Source organism: Paenibacillus sp. BK720 (genome assembly GCF_011761545.1).
GTDB lineage: Bacteria > Bacillota > Bacilli > Paenibacillales > Paenibacillaceae > Pristimantibacillus.
Map to the genome: position 1 here is coordinate 599,059 of NZ_JAASRQ010000001.1, position 18,844 is coordinate 617,902.

Here is an 18,844-nt window from a genome sequence, read left to right on the forward strand (position 1 = left end):
ACAGGAAGGCGGAGAGCAAATGGGGCTTACCCCCGATATCGGGTTTCCGGATGTTATCGTGAAGAAGAAGCCGGTCTTGCGCACCTACAGTCTTGATCTGGAGACGGGTGAAATCGGCCGGCAAATCGATGGCTTGGATGCCATCAAGCAGTTTGTACATAAAGCGATTCAAACGATCCGCTTTGCCTATCCCATCTACTCGCAGGACTACGGGTGCGAGGTGCAGCTGATGCTGGGCAAGGCTTATACGCAAGGTTTTATTCAGGTAGAGATGAGCCGGATGATAACGGAAGCCCTTGTTTACGATGAACGAATAAACCGTGTCTATGATTTCGAGATCTTGTGGGAAAACGACGAGGTGAAAGCTGCCTTTAAGGTGGATTCCACATCGGGTTTGATCCGGTACGAGGGAGTGTTGTAGCTTGGACGGTACAAATACGCTTAGCTTCGAATCGAAGCTGCAGCAGCTGCTGGACCGGGTGGATAACGGGCTGGACAAAAGCGAAGGCTCGATTATCTACGATGCCCTTGCGCCAATCGCCATGCAATTATGGATTGAGGAAAGCAAGTTTCGCAGCATACTGGAGCAGGCTTTCGCCGTTACGGCAGAGGGGCGTTTTCTCGATTTAATCGCAAAAGACTACGGTCTTGAACGGACGCCGGCTGCGGCAGCCTGGGTCGAATTGACGTTTACCGGTATCCCGGATGCGGTTATTCCGGAGGGGACAACGGTTGGTATCGAGAACTCGGATATCTCTTATGCCACAACCGCGGAGGCGGTGATCGGAAGCCAAGGGAAAACAACGGTGACGGCAAGGTGTAAACAGCCCGGTGTTATCGGCAATGTAAAAGCGGATACGATCCGTCTCTTATTTGATCCGGTCAAGGATATTTGGACGGTTAACCATATAGCTCCCGCTGCTGGCGGCTTGAATCAGGAATCCGATGAATCCCTTCGCGGCCGCATTTTGTACCAGAAACGAAATCCCGAGCATGGCGGAACCGAATCGGATTACAAACGCTGGGCGTTGTCCGTAACCGGCGTCACTTACGCGGAGGCGATCAATTGCGGCCGCGGCCTCGGAACGGTGGATGTTGTTGTTGGCGCCGACGGCGATCTGGAGCATGTGTGCCTCGAGGTGCGGAAGCTGATTGAGTTGAAGAAGCCGCTTGGGGTGGATGTCATCGTGAAGCCGGTTATTCCGGAGCCGATGACCGTAAAGGTCAAGGTCATTGGATTAAATGAGGCAGCAGCGAAAAATGCCGTTTACGCATACCTCAGGAAGGTCGATATCGGCGGAACGATCTACTTGTCCAAGATTGTCGCGGCTCTTATCGCGGCCGGGGCGGAGGATGCTTCCATTCTTGAACCCAAAGCGAATCTGGAGCTGCCGATTGACCGGAGCCTTCAGGCGGAGGTGATTATCGTATGACCTCGCCGCTAATTCAATATTTGCCTGACTATTATCACGAGAGCAGGCAGATGAATGCGATTATGGATGCAGCGGGGCCGGATATTCCTGATGTGGAAGGGAGGCTGCTGCATTCGCTGTTTTTGTCCGAATCACCGGACGAGTGGCTTTATTTGTGGAAGCAGGAGCTGCAGGAGGAGGACCGGGAAGCGCTTCTTGCCAAGCTGCGCTCTTCCGGTACCTTGAACCGGGAAACGATTGATGCGCTTGGCTTGTCTGCGCTCGAGACATTCCGGCTAAGTCCGGATGACGGCTACACCTTATCGGGCGACGACGCGATGTTCCCGGACGGCGAGTTTTTTGGTCCGCTAATTACCGCGATTTACGTGAATCCGGACCAGGTCGAGATCGTCCGCAAGCTGATTCAGATCAGCGGCTTTGCGGGTTTCAAGTATTGGCTTGCCGTTATGCTGAAGCAGACGGTGAAGCTGGACAATTCGAAGGCGGGGACCATGCGCAGCCTGTATCCGGGACCGGACCGGGAAACAAAGCTGAATTATGATGAGGTCAGCGGGAATAAGGTCAGCACGGGTTCCGTAGCGGCCATATATACAGGAATCAGTAAAGCGGAAGCAAAGCGGGGTGCTTGGTGGTCGCCGGGCGTGTTTTTCACCGATGAGCTGTACTTCACGGAGAAGGAGCTGCGGATCCAGCAGTCCGCAGTTACCATTGCTCCGGCGAATCCATAGGAAAGGCATACGAAGTAAGAATTATCGCACGTGAGCGCGAGATTCTTTTTAGGAGGAGTATGAGATGGGAGTCAGTTACACGGCTTCGGTCGCCGGGATGCGGGCGTTTCAGGCGCTGCATCTCGTCCGCACCGACAATATTTGGATCGGAATCGGCAAGCAGTCAACTTGGAATGAGACCGACACGGTACCCGAGGTATCAGGCTCCTCGCAGCTTAATGAGCCGATCGGCTACAAGAAGGCTGAGAAGGTCCGCTTTGTTATCCCGGATCCCGAAGGGGATATTATCCAGTTCGAGCAGCGTTGGAAAATGATCACGGAGGAGGAAGCCATGTCCGGCCTCGTTCGCTGGGTTTATGTTGCGGCCTGGATTACCGGTACGGAGCTGCCGGCTGTCAGCTACCGGCAAAGTGCCATTGTAACGGATTTGGTTCTGGCCGAGAGCACGTTGCCCGGCAAGCTTGCCGTTACCGCGGAGGAGGTAAGCAGCCACGGTTATGCCCTCGTCGTCAACAACCGCTCGCCGATTCACCGGACAGAGGACCAGCGGGAGTTTCTTGAATTTATCGTAGAGTTCTAGGAGGAACGTTCATGAGCATATACAATCGTTTCGCCCCGGACAAACGCTGGGTCGCTCTGCAGGCGCAAAGCGGCAGGCGTTTGCAGTCGGCTGAATTAAACGAGATGCAATCGCTCTCCTTATACCGGGATAAGCGGATGGGCGACGTTATATTCGGCTCGGGCCATATGATCGAAGGCGGACAAATTTACGTCCAGGATGATAAGAAGAAAGTCATTATTTTTCCCGCAACCGTCTATTTCGACGGCGTGATTCACGATATCGGCGAGAGAATCATTCCGATTACGGGTCATGGCGAGGAAATTATCGGCCTTAAGATTACCTATACAACCGTCACTTACGAAATGCAAAAAGAGCTGCTCGATCCGGCTGTAGGTTACGCGAACTTTGGCTCGCCGGGGATGGATCGGCTGGTTGCGACGCCCGAGTGGGTGTTAAACGACGCGGCGGCTATTCCGATGTACCGGCTGGCTGACGGGGAAGTCGTTACCGCCAAGGTTCCGCCGGAGCTGGAAGGCTTTACGCCGGTACTTGCCAGAAGAACCTACGATGCAAGCGGAAGCTTCCTGGTCTCGGGGATGGACGGCTTTATCGAACCGGCAGAAGGCGATTACGTAACGCTTGTCATTGAAGCGGGCAAGGCTTATGTGCTGGGCTACGAGATTAATAGATTGGTTCCGACCCGGATCAAGCTGAAGAAATCGCTCGATTCGCGCAGGGTATCGGACGAAGTGAAAACCTTCGCTGCCGGCACGACCCGTTACTCGCTGAACAGCAAGCCGGTAAAGGCCATTCAGGAAATTACCGCCAGGGTGAGACTATCGGATATCAGCATGACGAGAGGCGGTTCCTCCGCACAGGATGCGCTTCCCGCAGAGGCCGTCGTTGATATTGTGAGTATCGTGCAAGGGACAAAGATCTACGTGAAGGGCAAGGATTATCAGCTTACCGAGAATAGCGTCGACTGGTCTATCGGCACGACACGGCCAAATATCGGGGAGACGTACCGCGTAACCTTCGAGTATATGAAGCAAATGGCGCAGGGCACGGACTACAAGCTGGAGGCGGGTAAAAATGAGGTCACCTGGCTGAACGGCGATCTTCCGGTTGCCGGCTCGATCTTTAACGTAACCTACGATTACTATTTATCCCGCAAAGACGCTTTCTATTTGACCGCTGACGGGCAGATCCGGATTGTAACCGGGCAATCCGATATTCACCCGCCTTCGCCGCCCGTGCCGCCGGATGTTCTGGAGCTTGGCGAGCTGCAATATCCGCCGGCAGGCTCCGACGTTGTTGTCGTGAACAACAAGCCGAAACGGCTGACGATGCTTGAGCTTCGCTCCCTGCTGGACCGCCTGGAGCGGGCGGAATATAACCAGGCGATGCTGGAGCTGGACCGGACGGCGCAGATTTCGGATCCGGCTACTTTTAAGAAAGGCTTCTTTACCGATAACTTCACGAACTTTGAGCGCGCCGATCTCGAGCGAGGCTTCGATGCCATGATTGACCCTTCGAATCAAACGCTGCAGCTGCCGGTAAACCAGCTTTTCTTAGAAATGGAAGTCGAAAGTCTGGATTCGGTGCATCAGCATGAACGGCTCCTGACCCTCGACTATGCGGAGCAGCTCATCATTGATCAGAGCTATGGAACGGAGGCGCTTAACGTCAATCCGTATCAGGTGTTTGGCTCCCAGGCCACGATCCGGCTGACGCCTTCCCAGGATTCCTGGGTGGAGACATCCTACATCTATCAGACGGTATGGGGCTGGTGGGATGCTTGGTGGACCGGCAACCGGACGGAGACCCGCGTCATTCTGGACGAGAATATTCCGTTTATCCGTCAGCGGGTTGTAACGGTGTACGGCGAAGGCTTTGAACCAAACAGCAATAACCTGCAGGCCACCTTTGACGGCGTGGACGTAATGCTGGTTCCGGCGAATAGCTATGAAGCGGGAACAAAGCCCGGCACGATAAAGGCCAATGGCGCAGGCAAATTTGTCGCTACCTTTGCCATTCCGCCGAACATCCGGACAGGTACGAGGGAAGTTCGTATTTTTAACTACGTGTAGGAGGGGTAAAAGTGGCCCAGATTCAAAATGAATCAAGAACCTCTTATGTTGGCGTCGGCCGTAAGCAGATTATCGAGCAGACCTTCTGGCAGGTGCCGTGGTGGAATCAGATTGATCCGCTTGCCCAGACCTTTTTGCTGCCGGAGGAGCGGTTCGTTACAAGCATCGAGCTCTTTTTCGAAACCAGGGATGCGGATGCATCGGGAGGCAGCGCTTATAAGGCAAAGCCGGTTACGGTACAGCTTCGCAACGTGGTGAACGGTTATCCGGGAACAACCGTCCTGGCCTCCAAAGTACTGGAAGCCGGCTCGGTAAAAGTATCGCTGAAGGGCGACGTGCCGACCAAGTTCGCGTTCAGCGATCCGGTACTGCTTCAAGCCAATGTGGAATACGCCGTTGTGGTACTGACGGGCTCGAGCCAATATCGGGTGTTTGTTGCAAAAATGTCCGGCGAGGATCTCGCGAGCGGCAATATCGTCTCGCGTCAGCCGTACACCGTTGGATTGCTCTTCTCGAGCTCCAACGCGACGGCTTGGACCCCTCATCAGGATATGGATTTGAAGTTCCGTCTGTACGCTGCGGAGTTCAAAAAGCCGTCCGGAATCCTGAAATTCGGAAAGCTGCCGCTGCCGATCGCCGTCTCTCAACTGCTGCTCTCGACAAGCCAGGTCGTTCCGCAAGGCAGCAATCTGCAATGGCAGTGGTCGTCGGACGGAGCCAATTGGTATGCGCTTAACGACGCGGGAGTAACCGCCCTCGGTACGATGACCAAGGACGTTTACGTTCGGGCTCTGTTGTCGGGCAACGCGAAGAGCTCGCCGGTCATCCAGACCGGTGCCATTGGTGCCGGGGCTTTGTCCTATAAAGCAAACGGCACCTATGTCAGCAAGGAATGGTTTACGAACGAAACGTTTACGAAGATTACTGTCTACGTCGATTTCCATACGCCTTCAGGAACTACGCAAACCGTAGAGTACAGCGTGGACGGAGCGGCTACTTGGGTAGCTTTTCCAACGCCTAGGGTAAGCCAGCAGTCAGGCGTCTATACGCAGTTCAAATATGAAGGAACGGTCGCAGCCTCGCAGAAGGTCCGGATCCGCATTAAACAATCGAATTCGGTAAACAGCCAAGCGGAGACGCCGCGGGCTAAGCGGCTGATGGTGACTTTATCTTAGGAGAAGCGGGGGAGTAGCGATGAGCAAGACGAACCGAATTAATCTGGATCCGGCTGCCCCGGACAGCCTATATGCCGGGGCGCAGAAGGTGAATCAGGCGCTGGATGAGACGGAAGAGCAGCTCGAGCGGCTGAAGAAGGAAATGAACGTGAAAATAAGCAACTCGCTTTGCCTGCATTGGATGGGGGGCTAGAAAATGGCGTATGAAGTCTATTCCGCGGTGGACTTATATGCGGGACAGCCGGGCGTAACGTTGACGGAGCTTGTGACGCTGCAGCAAAAGACGATCCTTAAGAGCATCGTCATCCATAACACTACAAGCATAGGCGCCAAGCTGAAGCTGTACATTATCCGGCCGGGAAAAACGGCAAGCGCCGAAACCCAGCGGATTGGGACCAGCATCAGCGGCGAGGATACCGTCAAGTTTTCTTTTGAGACGGTACTGCCGAAAGGAACAAAGATAGCGGCGTCTCAAGCTGTTGCCGGCGCCTTGTCGCTCGATATCTCCGGAGTCGAGGTGATTCCGGGTGTATAGCTCCTTAAAAGGGTTGACCGGCGGCGGCGGAACGTCTTCGATCAGACGCTCCTTCCCGGTTGCGCCGGGAGAGTCGATCGAGAAGGATGACGTCGTCTCGATCTTTGACAACATGCTTTACAGGAATGCCGAAATGCCTGTTGACGCGCTGCCCCGGTTTAGTCCGGATGTGCTTTATTTGGACAGCGAGGAATACGGTAAGGCCTTTTATTTCATGGGAGGCAACAGCTATCTGTATATCGGGGCATCGCAGAAAGTCATTTCGATATACCGGGTGGAAACGGGAGCAGGCGGAATGTCCGTATCGGCTGTAAAGAAGCTTCCGATTTATGGGGTAGAGGGTATAAATGAGTTTCAATTCAAGCCGCTTTCGGAAGAGATGGGCATCCTTTGTTACCTGGAATCCAATACATCGTTATGGACGTTGCTGACGATCCGATGGAACGATAGCGGTTTGCAGCTTGGTGAACCAGCCCGCTTGGAGCTGTATTCCGGTTCGCTCCCGGCGATCGAAAGCTTAAGCGACAGCAAGTTTTTGCTGGTATGGCATTGCACGAAAGCAGCCCCTTGGAGGCTAAAGGCATCCGTATGCAATATCGGTCCCAATGATAAGATCTCCCTTGAAGGGGATGCGACGGAGATTGACGCCGCTGCGAACCTGTATTCGGGATTTGCCTTCAGCAGGTTATCGGCGGGTATGTTCGCAGCAAGCTATTGGGTGAAGGAATCCGACACGAAGGGCTCGCTTGTTACGAGAGTGGTGACCTGGAACGGGGAAAGGCTTGCCGTGGGCGCCGATAAGTCCGTTATCGTTACGGCGGGGAGCTGGCAGATCGAGCTTAAGCATTGGGTGCTTTCACCGGTCCATTTCATTTTGAGTATCAAATTGGATACCGCTTTGACCTTTCATCCGATTACTTTGCGCGAAGCCGCGAATATTCCGGTTAACGGAGGTTCTACGGCAAGCAATGTAACCGATGCCTACTATGATGCCGTCAAAATATCCGAGAAGCGGTTCGTGACCGCGGTATCCAATAAGGCAACCGGAACGCTTGTCTTGACTCTCTTTGACACGACCGACGGGAATAATAAACAGATAACGTCCAAGACACTCCTGACTACGGTCAAAAGCAGTTATAACAAGCTGACGCTGACGGCTATCGGTCAATCCTTGTTTGTGCTCGCGTTTAGTCATGAACCCGAGCCTGGCTACGCCTATACCCAGGCTATCCTTTTCAAGATGGCGCCTGATCAGAACCTAATTGATGATCTGAACGTAAAAGAACAGCTGATCAATATTTGGGACAGAGGCGCCGAGGCTTACGGCTTTCTTTTTTGCCCCCATGCTGCAACAGGTTTTATAGCGGCGGGCCAAGGCAGATTGAAGCTGTTCCGCTGCGGGTGGTCGCCTGCCCGTTTCATCAGCTCCGGAGTCGGCGAATTTCATTCGGCAACCGGTGACCATAACAGCTTGATTACAAGAAGCATGGCTTCTTTAGCTTTGTCCAACGGTTATGTCGTAGTCGCATACCGGGAACGGGATACGTGGCATGGAAAGCTGTCCATTTTTCAGCCGGTTGAAGACGGTTATAAGCCTGTTCAGTCTCATACGTTCTCTTACAGTCATGTCGATAATCTATCCATCGTGGAGCTGGCTCCCGGCGTTATTGCGCTGTTATACAAACAGAGAATTACCCCTGCCTACGACTCGAAGCAGCTTAATACGGGCAGCTCGTTCGAGGAGTTCAAGCTGTTAACGGGCAGCATAACGGACACGGGGCTTGGCGGAAAGACAACAACAAGCTTAAATCTATCGGAATTTTATATGAAAAGTCAGATTTTAAAGCTTGGAAACGGTTATTTGCTCCATGTAGGCGTGAACTCTAGCTTTTCCGTTACAGCCCGGGTAATCCGCTTTCTGATTAACGAGTCCGGCGTCACTTTTAAGCCTCTTGACCAGGTGGAGTACCTGGATTATCAGAGAATGAATGCTTCTGCCATTCGGATTGGTACCAGCCTTGCCGCCATCCACACCGATTCAAAAATGATTGTGGTAGAGATGGACGGTAACGGCTTGTTATGCAAGCTGGCCGACAAGTATTTCGAGCTGGTAGACCGAACAACAAGAGGACTCATTGCCGACGGCAGAAGCGGATTTGTCCAGGTGACGACCCACAATGTGAATGGGGAGCTATTGGAGCTTACGCCTTACCGTTTCTCCAATAACAAGCTGTTTCAATATGGAGACACCAGATCGGTGAACCGGAAAACGCTGGACGTTAAAGTTGGAGTGGAGTCCGGCGGCAAAGCCGTTGTATTCTACCAGGCCAGATGGGATAGCGGGAGAAGCCCAAGTTTATCGGATCCGCATCAAACCATGTTCTTAAGCCTGCTGGATATAGATTCGGATGCGGAAGATCAGCACTACCCGTTTCCGTGTTCGGAGGGGACGCTGCCCGTGTTTCTTCCGCTTGGAGATTACCGGTATTTCTGCATGGGCGCTGATCCGAACGGCAATCAGATCTATATGACCGCTTACAGCGACGACGAAAAATTATCCTACGGAAAGCCATTTCTAACGCCGCAGGGGATAGCCTGCTCTAATGGCGCTTCCGGAGAGGTTGTGGAAGTAGCAATCCGGGGGATTGCCGAGGTAGACGTTCCGCTTCGGGCTGGATCTGCTTATTACAATGGGCGCGACGGCAAGCTGTCGCTTTATCCGGCTGGCGGCAAGGTTGGGCTTGCCGTTTCGGGAAATGAGCTTTTCATCGAATAGTCACTCAAAAAAGCGAAGGGGGTGCATTTTCAGCAAATGGCGCAGCTGCTTACGAAACAGGCGTTTTTCGCCTTTCTGTCAACTACCGTTGTGAAGGTGCGGAAGGAAGGATCGCCGCTTCTGCCAAGCGTACGCCTGGCGCAGAACTGGCTGGAGACCGGCGGGAAAATTCATGAATGGAACAATCTTGGCGGCTACAAGGTTGGCAGCGGGAGTCCGAATGCCTTCTGGAAAGGGCGTACGGTATGCACTTCCACCTGGGAGGTCTATAACGGGACCAGGGTTGCTCAGAAGGCAGATTGGCGGGCGTATGATTCCATTTACGACTTTTATAAAGACCAGGATCTGTTGTTTGCCAAGCGCCGCTACGACCGCGTTCGGTCAGCCAAAACCCCGGAGCAGCAGACGATGGCATTATATGCCTGCGGATACGCTACCGACCCGGATTATGCGGCAAAGCTGATGTCCATCATTAGAACAAATGATTTGACCGCATTTGATGTCATTGAAATGGAATTGGACGACGTGCAGGAGGAGAGAGGGGAAGAGGAAATGGAGCCCATCACCGTCTATGTGAACGGCAAGAAAATCGACGACGGCTTGTATGACGATTCCAAAGGCATCACTTATGTCCCCGTCCGTACGTTGGCCGAAGCGCTTGGCGCGAAGGTACAGTGGAACGGGCAGGAGAAACGGGTTGACCTCACAAAAAAATAAGAAAAAAAGAAGGCGTTACTCTCTGGGGTCAGGGAGTAACGTCTTCTTTTCTATTTGTCATCAGAAAATAAGTATTAGAGTGAACGCTAAAGGGCGGAAGCATTTAGTTCAATTGTGTTTCACGATAAAGTAGCCATGCATTTTTTTATAATATCAATACATATCTTTAAGTGTGCTTATATCGTAGGAGACGTTGATAATAGTCCGGATTTGTTAATGGCCATCATCTTAACTCATGAATATTATTTACTGCTTTGCAACCAATGTTTTATTTGATAATAACGAGGTGGATCACTATGGGTAAATTAAATGGACCTCCTGGGCTTCCGGGACCACGAGGACCCCAAGGGCCCCCAGGACCTCCAGGACCTCCAGGACCTCCAGGACCTCCAGGACCTCCAGGACCTCCAGGACCCCCGCTAGAAGGACCGCAATTACTGCAAGAACTTGCTGAAGCTATTGGAACAGCTGGACCCGCAGGGGTTGCTGGAGCACTTGGACCAGCTGGGCTTGCAGGACTTGCAGGAGCACTCGGGGCAGCAGGACCCGCAGGACTTGCAGGGCTTGCAGGAGCACTTGGAGCAGCAGGACTTGCAGGTGCAACGGGACTAACCGGGGAGACAGGAGCCGCGGGAGCGACAGGTCCCGTTGGAGCGACAGGACCTGCCGGACCGGCGGGGTCCGTGTCCATCAATCGTATTTATGTTGCAAATTTCAACAGCAACACTGTATCCGTCGTTAACGGGGAGACAAACACGGTGATTGCCACCATTGACGTCGGAGTAAATCCGGCGGGAGTCGATGTCAATCCGTTGACCAATCGAATTTATATCGCAAACGTGAATAGTGACGAAGTCTCGGTCATTGATGGAGCAACCAATACGGTAATTGCGACCATTCCTGTGGGGGATGGATCCGGGGACGCGGCAGTAAATACAGCGACCAATGCGATCTATACGGCGAATTTCAACAGCAATGACGTTACCGTCATTAACGGATTAACCAACACGGTGACGGCTACTATTGTACCCGTCGGAGGCAATCCTTTTCCTTCTGGACTAGGAGTTAACTCCATAACCAACCGAATTTATGTGGCAAATTTTAATTCAGATGTGGTTACTGTAATAGACGGGGCGACCAATGCGGTCATTACGAACATCCCAGTTGGAGTCAATCCTTTTAGAGTCGGCGTCGATTCGGCAACGAACCGAATTTATGTATCCAACTTTACTAGTAACTTTGTCACCGTAATCGACGGAGCAACTAATACGATCATTACCAATGTTCCGGTTGGAATTACTCCGGCTGAGGTGGGGGTTAATGTGGCGACGAATGCGATTTATGTGCCGAATCGGGACAGTGACAACGTCTCCGTTATTAGCGGATTAACGAATATCGTCATTGATACCATAGCTGTTGGAAACAATCCTAACGGAGTCGGAGTCAATCCGATAACGAATCGAATTTATGTGACCAATCAGGATGACAACACCGTTTCCGTCATTGATGGAGAAACCCAAACCGTTATTTTCACCATTCCGGTGGGTGCTCGTCCATTCGCAATAGGAGTAAATCCGTAAGATTCGCAGTCCATGTGGTTTAAGCTCGATATGAATAAGGATGGTGATTCCTGTGATAGAAATCCAAACGGCGGAACATTTAATGGAACGGCTGTCCGGCATGAACAGAGAAAACTCGATTTGCCAAGTTTCCATTCCCGGCAAAGGAATATTTACGATCGTATGGCAAGAGGAGTTTAACCCACAGGCTAAACTAGAGATAGAAGGGCGAGCCGAACGGACTTCAGATCTATTAAGGAATCCTTATCTTTAGTTGAATTCCTCAGGCGGATTCCTCCGTGCTGAACCATTTCGCGGACCGCTCCAAATTGTCCGGCTACGCGGAAGCTTCGCTTGCTCTTCTCGTTGAGCGCGGAATTATGAAAGGCGTGTCCACACACCGCCTGGCTCCTCAGACTACCGTCACCAAAGAGCAGGCGACAGTGCTGGTCATGAAGATGCTCCGGTCAGCCGGATTGTCGAATTAAGCGGTAAACCGCCCGGGTTCCGGGCGGTTTTTTTGTTTTTCGTGCTGAGGGTCATACGCGAATACATCTGCAGACTGATTTACCAGTAAAGGGATTGACTTAAGATTGAAGCATTGATTCGAAATGTAACGATCGTTTAAATTCAGTTTAAAAATGAACGGTAAGATGATGACATCAACAATTCTTGGGAGGAAACAGGAATGGAATATAAGAATGTAAAGAAGCCAAACAACGGCGACTGGGCGGTTGAGGCCAACGGTCTTGTTAAAGTGTTTGGAGATAACAAGGCGGTAGACGGCGTCAATCTGAACGTGAAAGCCGGCACCATTTACGGCGTGCTTGGTCCAAACGGGGCAGGCAAAACAACAACGATCCGCATGCTGGCGACGCTGCTGCGTCCGGATGCGGGCTCTGCCCGGATTTTTGGTCATGACGTGCAGAAGGAATCGCAGATCGTCCGCCAATTAATTGGCGTTACCGGCCAATACGCGTCGGTTGACGAGTCGCTCAGCGCAACCGAGAATTTGATTATTTTCTCCCGTCTGCTTGGACTGGGACGTGCGGAAGCGCGGAAGAAAGCCGCCGATCTTCTGGAAGAGTTCGGACTGACGGAAGCGGCCAAGCGCCCGCTTAAGAATTTCTCCGGCGGTATGAGACGCCGTCTGGACCTCGCTGCCAGCCTGATCGCCCAGCCGCCGCTGATCTTCCTGGATGAACCGACAACAGGCCTTGATCCTCGTACGCGCGCCCAAATGTGGGATACGATCCGCCGACTGGTGAATACGGGCTCGACGGTTCTGCTCACGACCCAATACCTGGATGAAGCTGACCAGCTGGCTGACCGGATCGCCGTTATTGACCGCGGTCATGTCGTGGCTGAGGGCACGGTAGACGAATTGAAGCAATCCGTAGGGACGTCTTCGCTGCATTTGAGAGTTCAGAATCCATCCGATATCCAAATCGCCCAGCATACAGTCGAGCATGTGCTTCAGGTACAAGCGACCTTAACAAGCGAAGCTGCCAAAATTACGGCCCCTATGGCCAATGCCGACCTGGTTACGGATTTGTTAATTGCGCTTCGCGAGAAAGGCATTACTTTATCCGAAGTGAGCGTTCAGAAGCCGACCCTTGATGAAGTATTCCTGACCATTACCGGACATGGCGTAGAAGAAAAAACGCAAGAAGCGGGAACCGAAACAAAAAGAGCGGAGGCTGTAAACGTATGAGTTCATCAGTAAAAACAGGTCATCTGAAAAACCACACGAGTTTTACGCAATCCTTGCGTCACTCGTTGACTATGGCATACCGGGGGATTTTGAAAATCCGCCGCACTCCGGAGCAGCTTTTTGACGTTACGCTGCAGCCGATCATTTTCACTTTGATGTTCACCTATATTTTTGGCGGAGCGATTTCCGGGGACGTGCAGAGCTACCTGCCGGTGATCATACCGGGTATTCTTGTCCAGACGGTAATCACCACGTCCATCGTAACCGGCGTTCAGCTCCGGGAGGATATGGACAAAGGCGTCTTCGACCGGTTCAAATCCTTGCCGATTGCCCGGATCTCCCCTCTCGCGGGAGCCCTGTTGGCCGATACGATCAGGTATACGATTGCTACCGTGCTTACGTTTTCCATGGGCTTCATTATGGGCTACCGTCCTGACGGCGGGGTCGGCAGCGTTGTTCTTGCCGGTTTGCTCGTTATTTTCGTCTCCTGGGCGATGAGCTGGATCTTTGCGTTCTTTGGCGTTATCTCCCGTACGGCTTCCAGCGTGCAAGGGGTCTCAATGCTCGTATTGTTCCCGTTAACGTTTATGTCCAATGCATTCGTACCGGCAGATACGATGCCAAAATGGCTGCAGTGGTTCGTAAACATCAACCCGGTTTCCCACGTTGTCTCGGCCGTCCGGGAGTTGACCAATTCCGGCACGGTTGGCTCGGATCTTGTCTGGTCTTTGGTGGGCGCCCTGGTTATCGTTGCGGTATTTGCGCCTATTACGGTTCGCGCTTATATGCGCCGAACATAACATTTGCTTTATCGGAGAGATGGCATAATGGCCATCTCTTTTTTTATTTTAGAGGCGGTCATTTTAAAAAAAGCGAAGTTTTTGGTCGGGTTTAAATTCAGTTTAAGGAGCAGCGTTACTATATCCGTGTAAGAAACAAACAACAAACATGGATATAGGAGATGAACTTTATGATGAATCATACAGAGAAACATATCGCGATTATCGGCGGAGGTCCAGGCGGACTTACCCTCGCCCTCATCCTGCAAAGGCATGGCATCGCCGCAACGGTCTATGAACGGGACGCTCAGGATGGAAACGCCCAGCGAGGCGGCTCGCTTGATATTCATGAGGATTCCGGCCAGATGGCGCTGAAGGAAGCGGGGCTTCTCGGGCAATTCCAGGCAATTGCCCGTTATGAGGGAGAGGATTTCCGCCTGTTTGACAAAACCGGCAAGATTTATATGGATGAAAGAGCGGAGAACGGTGAGCCAGGCGACCGTCCGGAGATTGACCGCGGGGCGTTATGCGATCTGCTGCTGAATGCTTTGCAGACTGGAACGGTCCGTTACGGATGCAAGCTGACGGAAGCCGTTGCGCTGGAAGGCGGTCAGCATGAGCTTCATTTTGACAATGGCGAGAAAGTGACCGCTGATCTTGTAATAGGCGCGGATGGCGCTTTCTCCAAGCTTCGCCCGCTGCTGACCGAGGCGCAGGTCTCGTATTCGGGTTTAACGATGGTTGAGCTGCATGTGGATGCGAAGGCGCATCCGGATCAGGCGGCTTTTAACGCAAGAGGCAAGGTGTTTGCGCTTGATGATGGCAAAGGAATACTTGCGCAGCTAAATGGGGACGGTAAAATTAAAGTATATTTGACCTTTACGGCCGGGCAAAGCTGGCTGGACACCTGCGGTATCCCGTTTGACAAGCCGAAGGAGGCCAAGAAGCAGCTGCTAGCGTTTTTCGATGATTGGGCAGAGCCGCTCCGGGATTACATTCATAAGTCCGAGGATCTTGTTCTGCCAAGACGCATTTATATGCTGCCTGTAGGCTTGAAGTGGGAGCATAAGCCGGGGATTACGCTGATCGGGGACGCTGCCCATCTGATGTCTCCGTTTGCAGGCGAAGGCGTTAACCTTGCCATGCGGGACGCAGCGGAGCTTGCTCTTGCCATTGCCAGTCATGAAGTTACCGATCAGGCCATTCAAGCCTACGAGGAAAAGATGTACGAGTATTCGGCAGAGTCTGCAGAAACGTCCGACGATAATCTGAAGCTGATGTTCTCGGACAATGCCGCTCCAAACCTGAAAGCATTGTTTGACGAAATTCATGCGCAGTTTGCCCAGTGAAAATACGTGAGGCTGTGCCGTTTACTGGCACAGCTTTTTTTATCAATGCGACAATATAAACTGCTCTACTGCACGAGTATATTTATCCGCTTCTTCAATTCTAGGGAAGTGAGCACTGTTTTCAAAAACAATAATCTCCGCATGTGGAGTTTTCTCTATGAAGGCTGTCTTTTGATCTTCGGCACAAACGGGATCGTATTGTCCATGCAATAGTAACGACGGTTGTGTTATTGATGGGAACAAGGGGATCAGACTTTCGAAAAAACGACCTTCAATCTCTAGCGAGGCTGAATGCGTCCTGGATCTCGACCAATTCTCTTCCGGAATGGAAGGGTCTTTGTAGATTTCATTAAATTCCATGGGGTCTATGGAATGCAAATAAAGACGATCCTTATGATCACTGCCCAAAATTTGAAATACAGGTCCTATCGCTTCCCAGAGCTCTTTTGCGCCAAAGCTTTTTCGAAGAATCTTTCTAATCTCCTCGGCATCGTTTAGATTTATATCTCGATATAGTTCGTAAGCTCTCTTTATAAGAGATTCCATTGATGAGCTGACATCGAAACAGGGGGCTTCATATAGCACCCTTTTTATGGAATCCGGATACTTGTAAGCATAAGAAAAAGCCAGATATCCCCCAAAAGAATGGCCTAATACGGACCACTGTTGAATACCCAGGTAACTGCGTAATGCCTCGCAATCTTCAATAAGATCATCTAATGTACATGAGTCTCCCGGTTCCAGAGGATCCGAACGTAATACGCCGCGTTGATCGATTGCAACGACCCAAATCGATTGGCCTAGTGCTTTTGCTTGATGGTAACAAAAATCCAGACAACTGGCTCCCGGACCGCCGTGAAGAAACAAGAGCGCATCAGGATAACCTTGGCCGTATTGCTCTACATAAAGATTCCTACCTCGAATACTTATTAACTCACCCACCCATAATGCACCCTCTCATTATTTATGTCGCAACATGCTTCTCCCGGTATTGGCCGGGCGTTATGCCCTCCAGCTTGCGGAAGGAACGGATAAAGTTTTGCGGGTTGTTATAGCATAAGCGGGAGGCGATATCCTTAACGGGCGTATCCGTTTCCCGCAGCCATTTCTTCGCCATGCTGAACCTGTAAGCCGCCAGATATTCGCTGAAGGAAGTGTTTGTTTCCTTCCGGAAGACGCTGCTTAAGTAATTGGCGTTATAATTCAGCTTTGCGGCGCAGTCCTCGAGCGACAGATCCGTATCGTAATGATTATGGATCAGGTCGATTATTTTCTCCGAAATATTATGATATTGGGCATCCTGCCGATCCATAAAGATTTGGATCATTGGGCAAACAACCCTGCTCCAGAGCCAATCTTCGATTTCCTTCACGGTATTAAGCTTAAGCAGCTCCTCGAATAAAGAGCCCTTTCCTTGACGGATCTGATTCAGGCTAATGCCCGATTCCTGCTGCACGACAAGCAGACTGTTCAATAAACGGACCAGCGGCAATTGATATTCCTGAGGCGACATTTCCGCAGAGAACACGGGCACCAGGAAGCAGTGGAGAAGCTCCTTGGCTTTCTCCTTGTCCGCAAGCTTGATCGCGTCGATCAGATCGTTCTCCAGATGGTTCGGATAACGGATATTGAAATAATGCTTGCCCTGATTGACGTTCTCGTATTGCATGACGATGCCTTCCCCAAGCTTAAGCCGATGCTTCAGCGCTTCCAAGCCTTCCTGATAGGCGAGCGGAATCTGGCTGACCGAATCGAACGGAAGGCTGATACCGATGCTGATCGTCAGCTCCAGCAGGCTTTGGATTTGCTGCTGAAGCTGCTCGGTCAATGGAAACAAGGCCGTTTTGAAGTCACTGTCCTTGGAGGAGGCACTGCCGATCAGCGTAACGACCGTATGGTCAATCGTGACCGCCCCCAGGCGGTTAGCCGCCGGGATTAGCTCTTCGAGCATGTTGTGGATAGCAAACAGCAGCAGCTCCGTATCCGGTTTGCCGTAGCGGGTGCCTTCAAGCGAGTCGATCTGCACGGTAATCACAGCCATCACATCCCATGCTCTAAGCTGTTCGATGTAACCAAACCTCTCCAGCTGCTCGGTCAGATCGTTATTTTTTACTTGTCCTTGCAAAGCTTTGGCCAGGAACAAAGTGCGTACCTGCTTCAAATGCTGCTGGAGCTCGCTCTCCAGCCGGCTTTTGGACTGGAACAATTGCTGAATCTGCTCGCCTATCGCCTGAAATTCATTTTTTCGCGTCTGCCGGATCTCGGGCGTACCGACATTCATCTGCTTAAGCAGCATTTGAATAGGCGAATACATGCGGCGGGAGCCCAGCCAGGCAAGAAGCATGGTTACCAGAAGCATAAACAGGCAGACGGCGAGCGTGTAGATCCCGATTTTTTTCGATTCCTTCGTAAGGCTGGCGATCGAGGTAATGGACATGTAGATCCAGCCGTTGGTCGGAGATTTGTAATAGGTGACCGAATACTCCTGGTTATGAAGGAGGGAGCGGAATTGGCCGGAGGATTCGTTAAGCCGAAGCTCTCCGTCGAAACCAAGCTCGGATACCTTTTTGCCGATGACGGAAGGGTCGGGATGAAGCAAAATGCGATATTTATCGTCCAGCACCAAGGTGGTATCGCTCTTCCCGGCATCCTGCTGCAACAAAGCCTGAAGGCTGCAGGTCGGAATATTGGCCATGATCAGCCCGTAAGGATTACGCTCCGTGACGGGAAGCTTCTTGATCAGGCTAATGTTATACTCGCATCTGGCGTTGCCGGTGCTTTCCTCGCTGTAGAACCAGGCGGAAGGGTTCATCGCCCAGGAGGTTTCCTCCTTGGACTCGAGCAGCCCGTTCAGCTGGTCATGGTAGGGGTACTGGTCGAAGCGGTAAAGACCGGAATTTTTGATCATCCAGTTATGACGGTTATTGATCAAGACGACGTCCTCGAGCTTGGTATCGAAGGATTGCATGTGCAGCAGCTCGTCGCGCAGGTTCCCATATAAGCTGAAATCGCTTACATTTAAAGGGCTGCTCATGGTCTGTTTTAACACGTTGGAGTTAATGACTTGATTCAAGGTATGGTTGACAGTCGTTAAAATTTGATCTACATTGGCATTAATTTGAACGAGCAGCTGATATTTTCCTTTATTTACATCCTTTTGAATCTCGCTGGAGGAAGTGACATAGGAAAAAATGCCGATAAACAACACGGGCAGCGTGCTCAGCAAAATCCCGAAGATGGTCATTTTGGTCAGGAAACTGAAAGAGCGCAAGCGATTAACCAACTCCCGTCATCGTAAATATGTTTCTATTGTAGGCGATGGACCATCAATAGGACAATAATCATTAGCTCCGGAAATAATCATTTGAACAGATAAAGGGGGAATCCTATGTTTTTCAATGATCATCGAGGAAGGTTATCGGTTTGC

18 protein-coding genes are annotated in these 18,844 nt (G+C 51.6%); 16 read left to right on the forward strand and 2 right to left on the reverse strand.

From position 1 onward, the window contains the following. The first annotated feature begins 19 nt into the window (after positions 1 to 19). From FHT67_RS02580 to FHT67_RS02650, 16 genes are all read left to right on the forward strand, one after another. Positions 20 to 421, forward strand: a complete 402-nt coding sequence (locus FHT67_RS02580) for a DUF2634 domain-containing protein (protein WP_132303619.1) — start codon at positions 20 to 22, stop codon at positions 419 to 421. 1 nt (position 422) lies between these two features. Beyond that, positions 423 to 1,433 (forward strand): baseplate J/gp47 family protein, encoded by a 1,011-nt coding sequence (locus FHT67_RS02585; RefSeq protein WP_132303621.1) that lies wholly within the window; start codon positions 423 to 425, stop codon positions 1,431 to 1,433. Further along, the gene (locus FHT67_RS02590) at positions 1,430 to 2,161 is read left to right on the forward strand and encodes a hypothetical protein (protein ID WP_132303623.1); all 732 of its coding nucleotides are present in this window, start codon (positions 1,430 to 1,432) and stop codon (positions 2,159 to 2,161) included. The genes FHT67_RS02585 and FHT67_RS02590 overlap by 4 nt, the downstream gene beginning before the upstream one ends. A gap of 64 nt (positions 2,162 to 2,225) precedes the next feature. Next, a complete protein-coding gene (locus FHT67_RS02595) occupies positions 2,226 to 2,741 on the forward strand; it encodes a hypothetical protein (protein WP_132303625.1) in 516 nt (171 codons plus the stop codon). 11 nt (positions 2,742 to 2,752) lie between these two features. Beyond that, entirely contained in the window at positions 2,753 to 4,813 is a 2,061-nt protein-coding gene (locus FHT67_RS02600) for a DUF4815 domain-containing protein (RefSeq protein WP_167195399.1), read from the forward strand. Positions 4,814 to 4,824: 11 nt separating this feature from the next. Next, positions 4,825 to 5,988 (forward strand): hypothetical protein, encoded by a 1,164-nt coding sequence (locus FHT67_RS02605; protein ID WP_167195402.1) that lies wholly within the window; start codon positions 4,825 to 4,827, stop codon positions 5,986 to 5,988. A 19-nt stretch (positions 5,989 to 6,007) separates the two neighbouring features. Further along, complete coding sequence (locus tag FHT67_RS02610) at positions 6,008 to 6,181, forward strand: hypothetical protein (protein WP_167195405.1); 174 nt, start codon at positions 6,008 to 6,010, stop codon at positions 6,179 to 6,181. A gap of 3 nt (positions 6,182 to 6,184) precedes the next feature. Further along, the gene (locus FHT67_RS02615) at positions 6,185 to 6,523 is read left to right on the forward strand and encodes a hypothetical protein (RefSeq protein WP_132303644.1); all 339 of its coding nucleotides are present in this window, start codon (positions 6,185 to 6,187) and stop codon (positions 6,521 to 6,523) included. Beyond that, positions 6,516 to 9,299, forward strand: a complete 2,784-nt coding sequence (locus FHT67_RS02620; protein ID WP_167195408.1) for a hypothetical protein — start codon at positions 6,516 to 6,518, stop codon at positions 9,297 to 9,299. The genes FHT67_RS02615 and FHT67_RS02620 overlap by 8 nt, the downstream gene beginning before the upstream one ends. A gap of 36 nt (positions 9,300 to 9,335) precedes the next feature. Continuing rightward, complete coding sequence (locus FHT67_RS02625) at positions 9,336 to 10,016, forward strand: glucosaminidase domain-containing protein (RefSeq protein WP_243866878.1); 681 nt, start codon at positions 9,336 to 9,338, stop codon at positions 10,014 to 10,016. A gap of 483 nt (positions 10,017 to 10,499) precedes the next feature. Beyond that, entirely contained in the window at positions 10,500 to 10,628 is a 129-nt protein-coding gene (locus tag FHT67_RS30285) for a hypothetical protein (protein WP_279591512.1), read from the forward strand. 71 nt (positions 10,629 to 10,699) lie between these two features. Next, positions 10,700 to 11,596 (forward strand): YVTN family beta-propeller repeat protein, encoded by an 897-nt coding sequence (locus FHT67_RS29860; protein WP_347880063.1) that lies wholly within the window; start codon positions 10,700 to 10,702, stop codon positions 11,594 to 11,596. 278 nt (positions 11,597 to 11,874) lie between these two features. Further along, a complete protein-coding gene (locus tag FHT67_RS02635) occupies positions 11,875 to 12,063 on the forward strand; it encodes an S-layer homology domain-containing protein (protein WP_347880064.1) in 189 nt (62 codons plus the stop codon). A gap of 200 nt (positions 12,064 to 12,263) precedes the next feature. Continuing rightward, complete coding sequence (locus tag FHT67_RS02640) at positions 12,264 to 13,289, forward strand: ATP-binding cassette domain-containing protein (RefSeq protein ID WP_132303651.1); 1,026 nt, start codon at positions 12,264 to 12,266, stop codon at positions 13,287 to 13,289. Then, positions 13,286 to 14,089 carry an ABC transporter permease gene (locus FHT67_RS02645; protein WP_132303653.1) on the forward strand — a complete coding sequence of 268 codons (804 nt, stop codon included), beginning with the start codon at positions 13,286 to 13,288 and terminating at the stop codon, positions 14,087 to 14,089. Before FHT67_RS02640 ends, FHT67_RS02645 begins: the two co-directional genes overlap by 4 nt. A 161-nt stretch (positions 14,090 to 14,250) precedes the next feature. Beyond that, positions 14,251 to 15,417 carry an FAD-dependent oxidoreductase gene (locus FHT67_RS02650; protein ID WP_481856666.1) on the forward strand — a complete coding sequence of 389 codons (1,167 nt, stop codon included), beginning with the start codon at positions 14,251 to 14,253 and terminating at the stop codon, positions 15,415 to 15,417. A gap of 42 nt (positions 15,418 to 15,459) precedes the next feature. Here the strand turns inward: FHT67_RS02650 and FHT67_RS02655 are convergent, their stop codons facing one another. Continuing rightward, positions 15,460 to 16,359, reverse strand: a complete 900-nt coding sequence (locus tag FHT67_RS02655) for an alpha/beta fold hydrolase (RefSeq protein ID WP_167195416.1) — start codon at positions 16,357 to 16,359, stop codon at positions 15,460 to 15,462. Positions 16,360 to 16,381: 22 nt separating this feature from the next. Next, positions 16,382 to 18,688: a helix-turn-helix domain-containing protein gene (locus FHT67_RS02660; RefSeq protein WP_167195436.1), complete on the reverse strand. Its 2,307-nt coding sequence runs from the start codon at positions 18,686 to 18,688 to the stop codon at positions 16,382 to 16,384. Positions 18,689 to 18,844 lie beyond the last annotated feature (156 nt).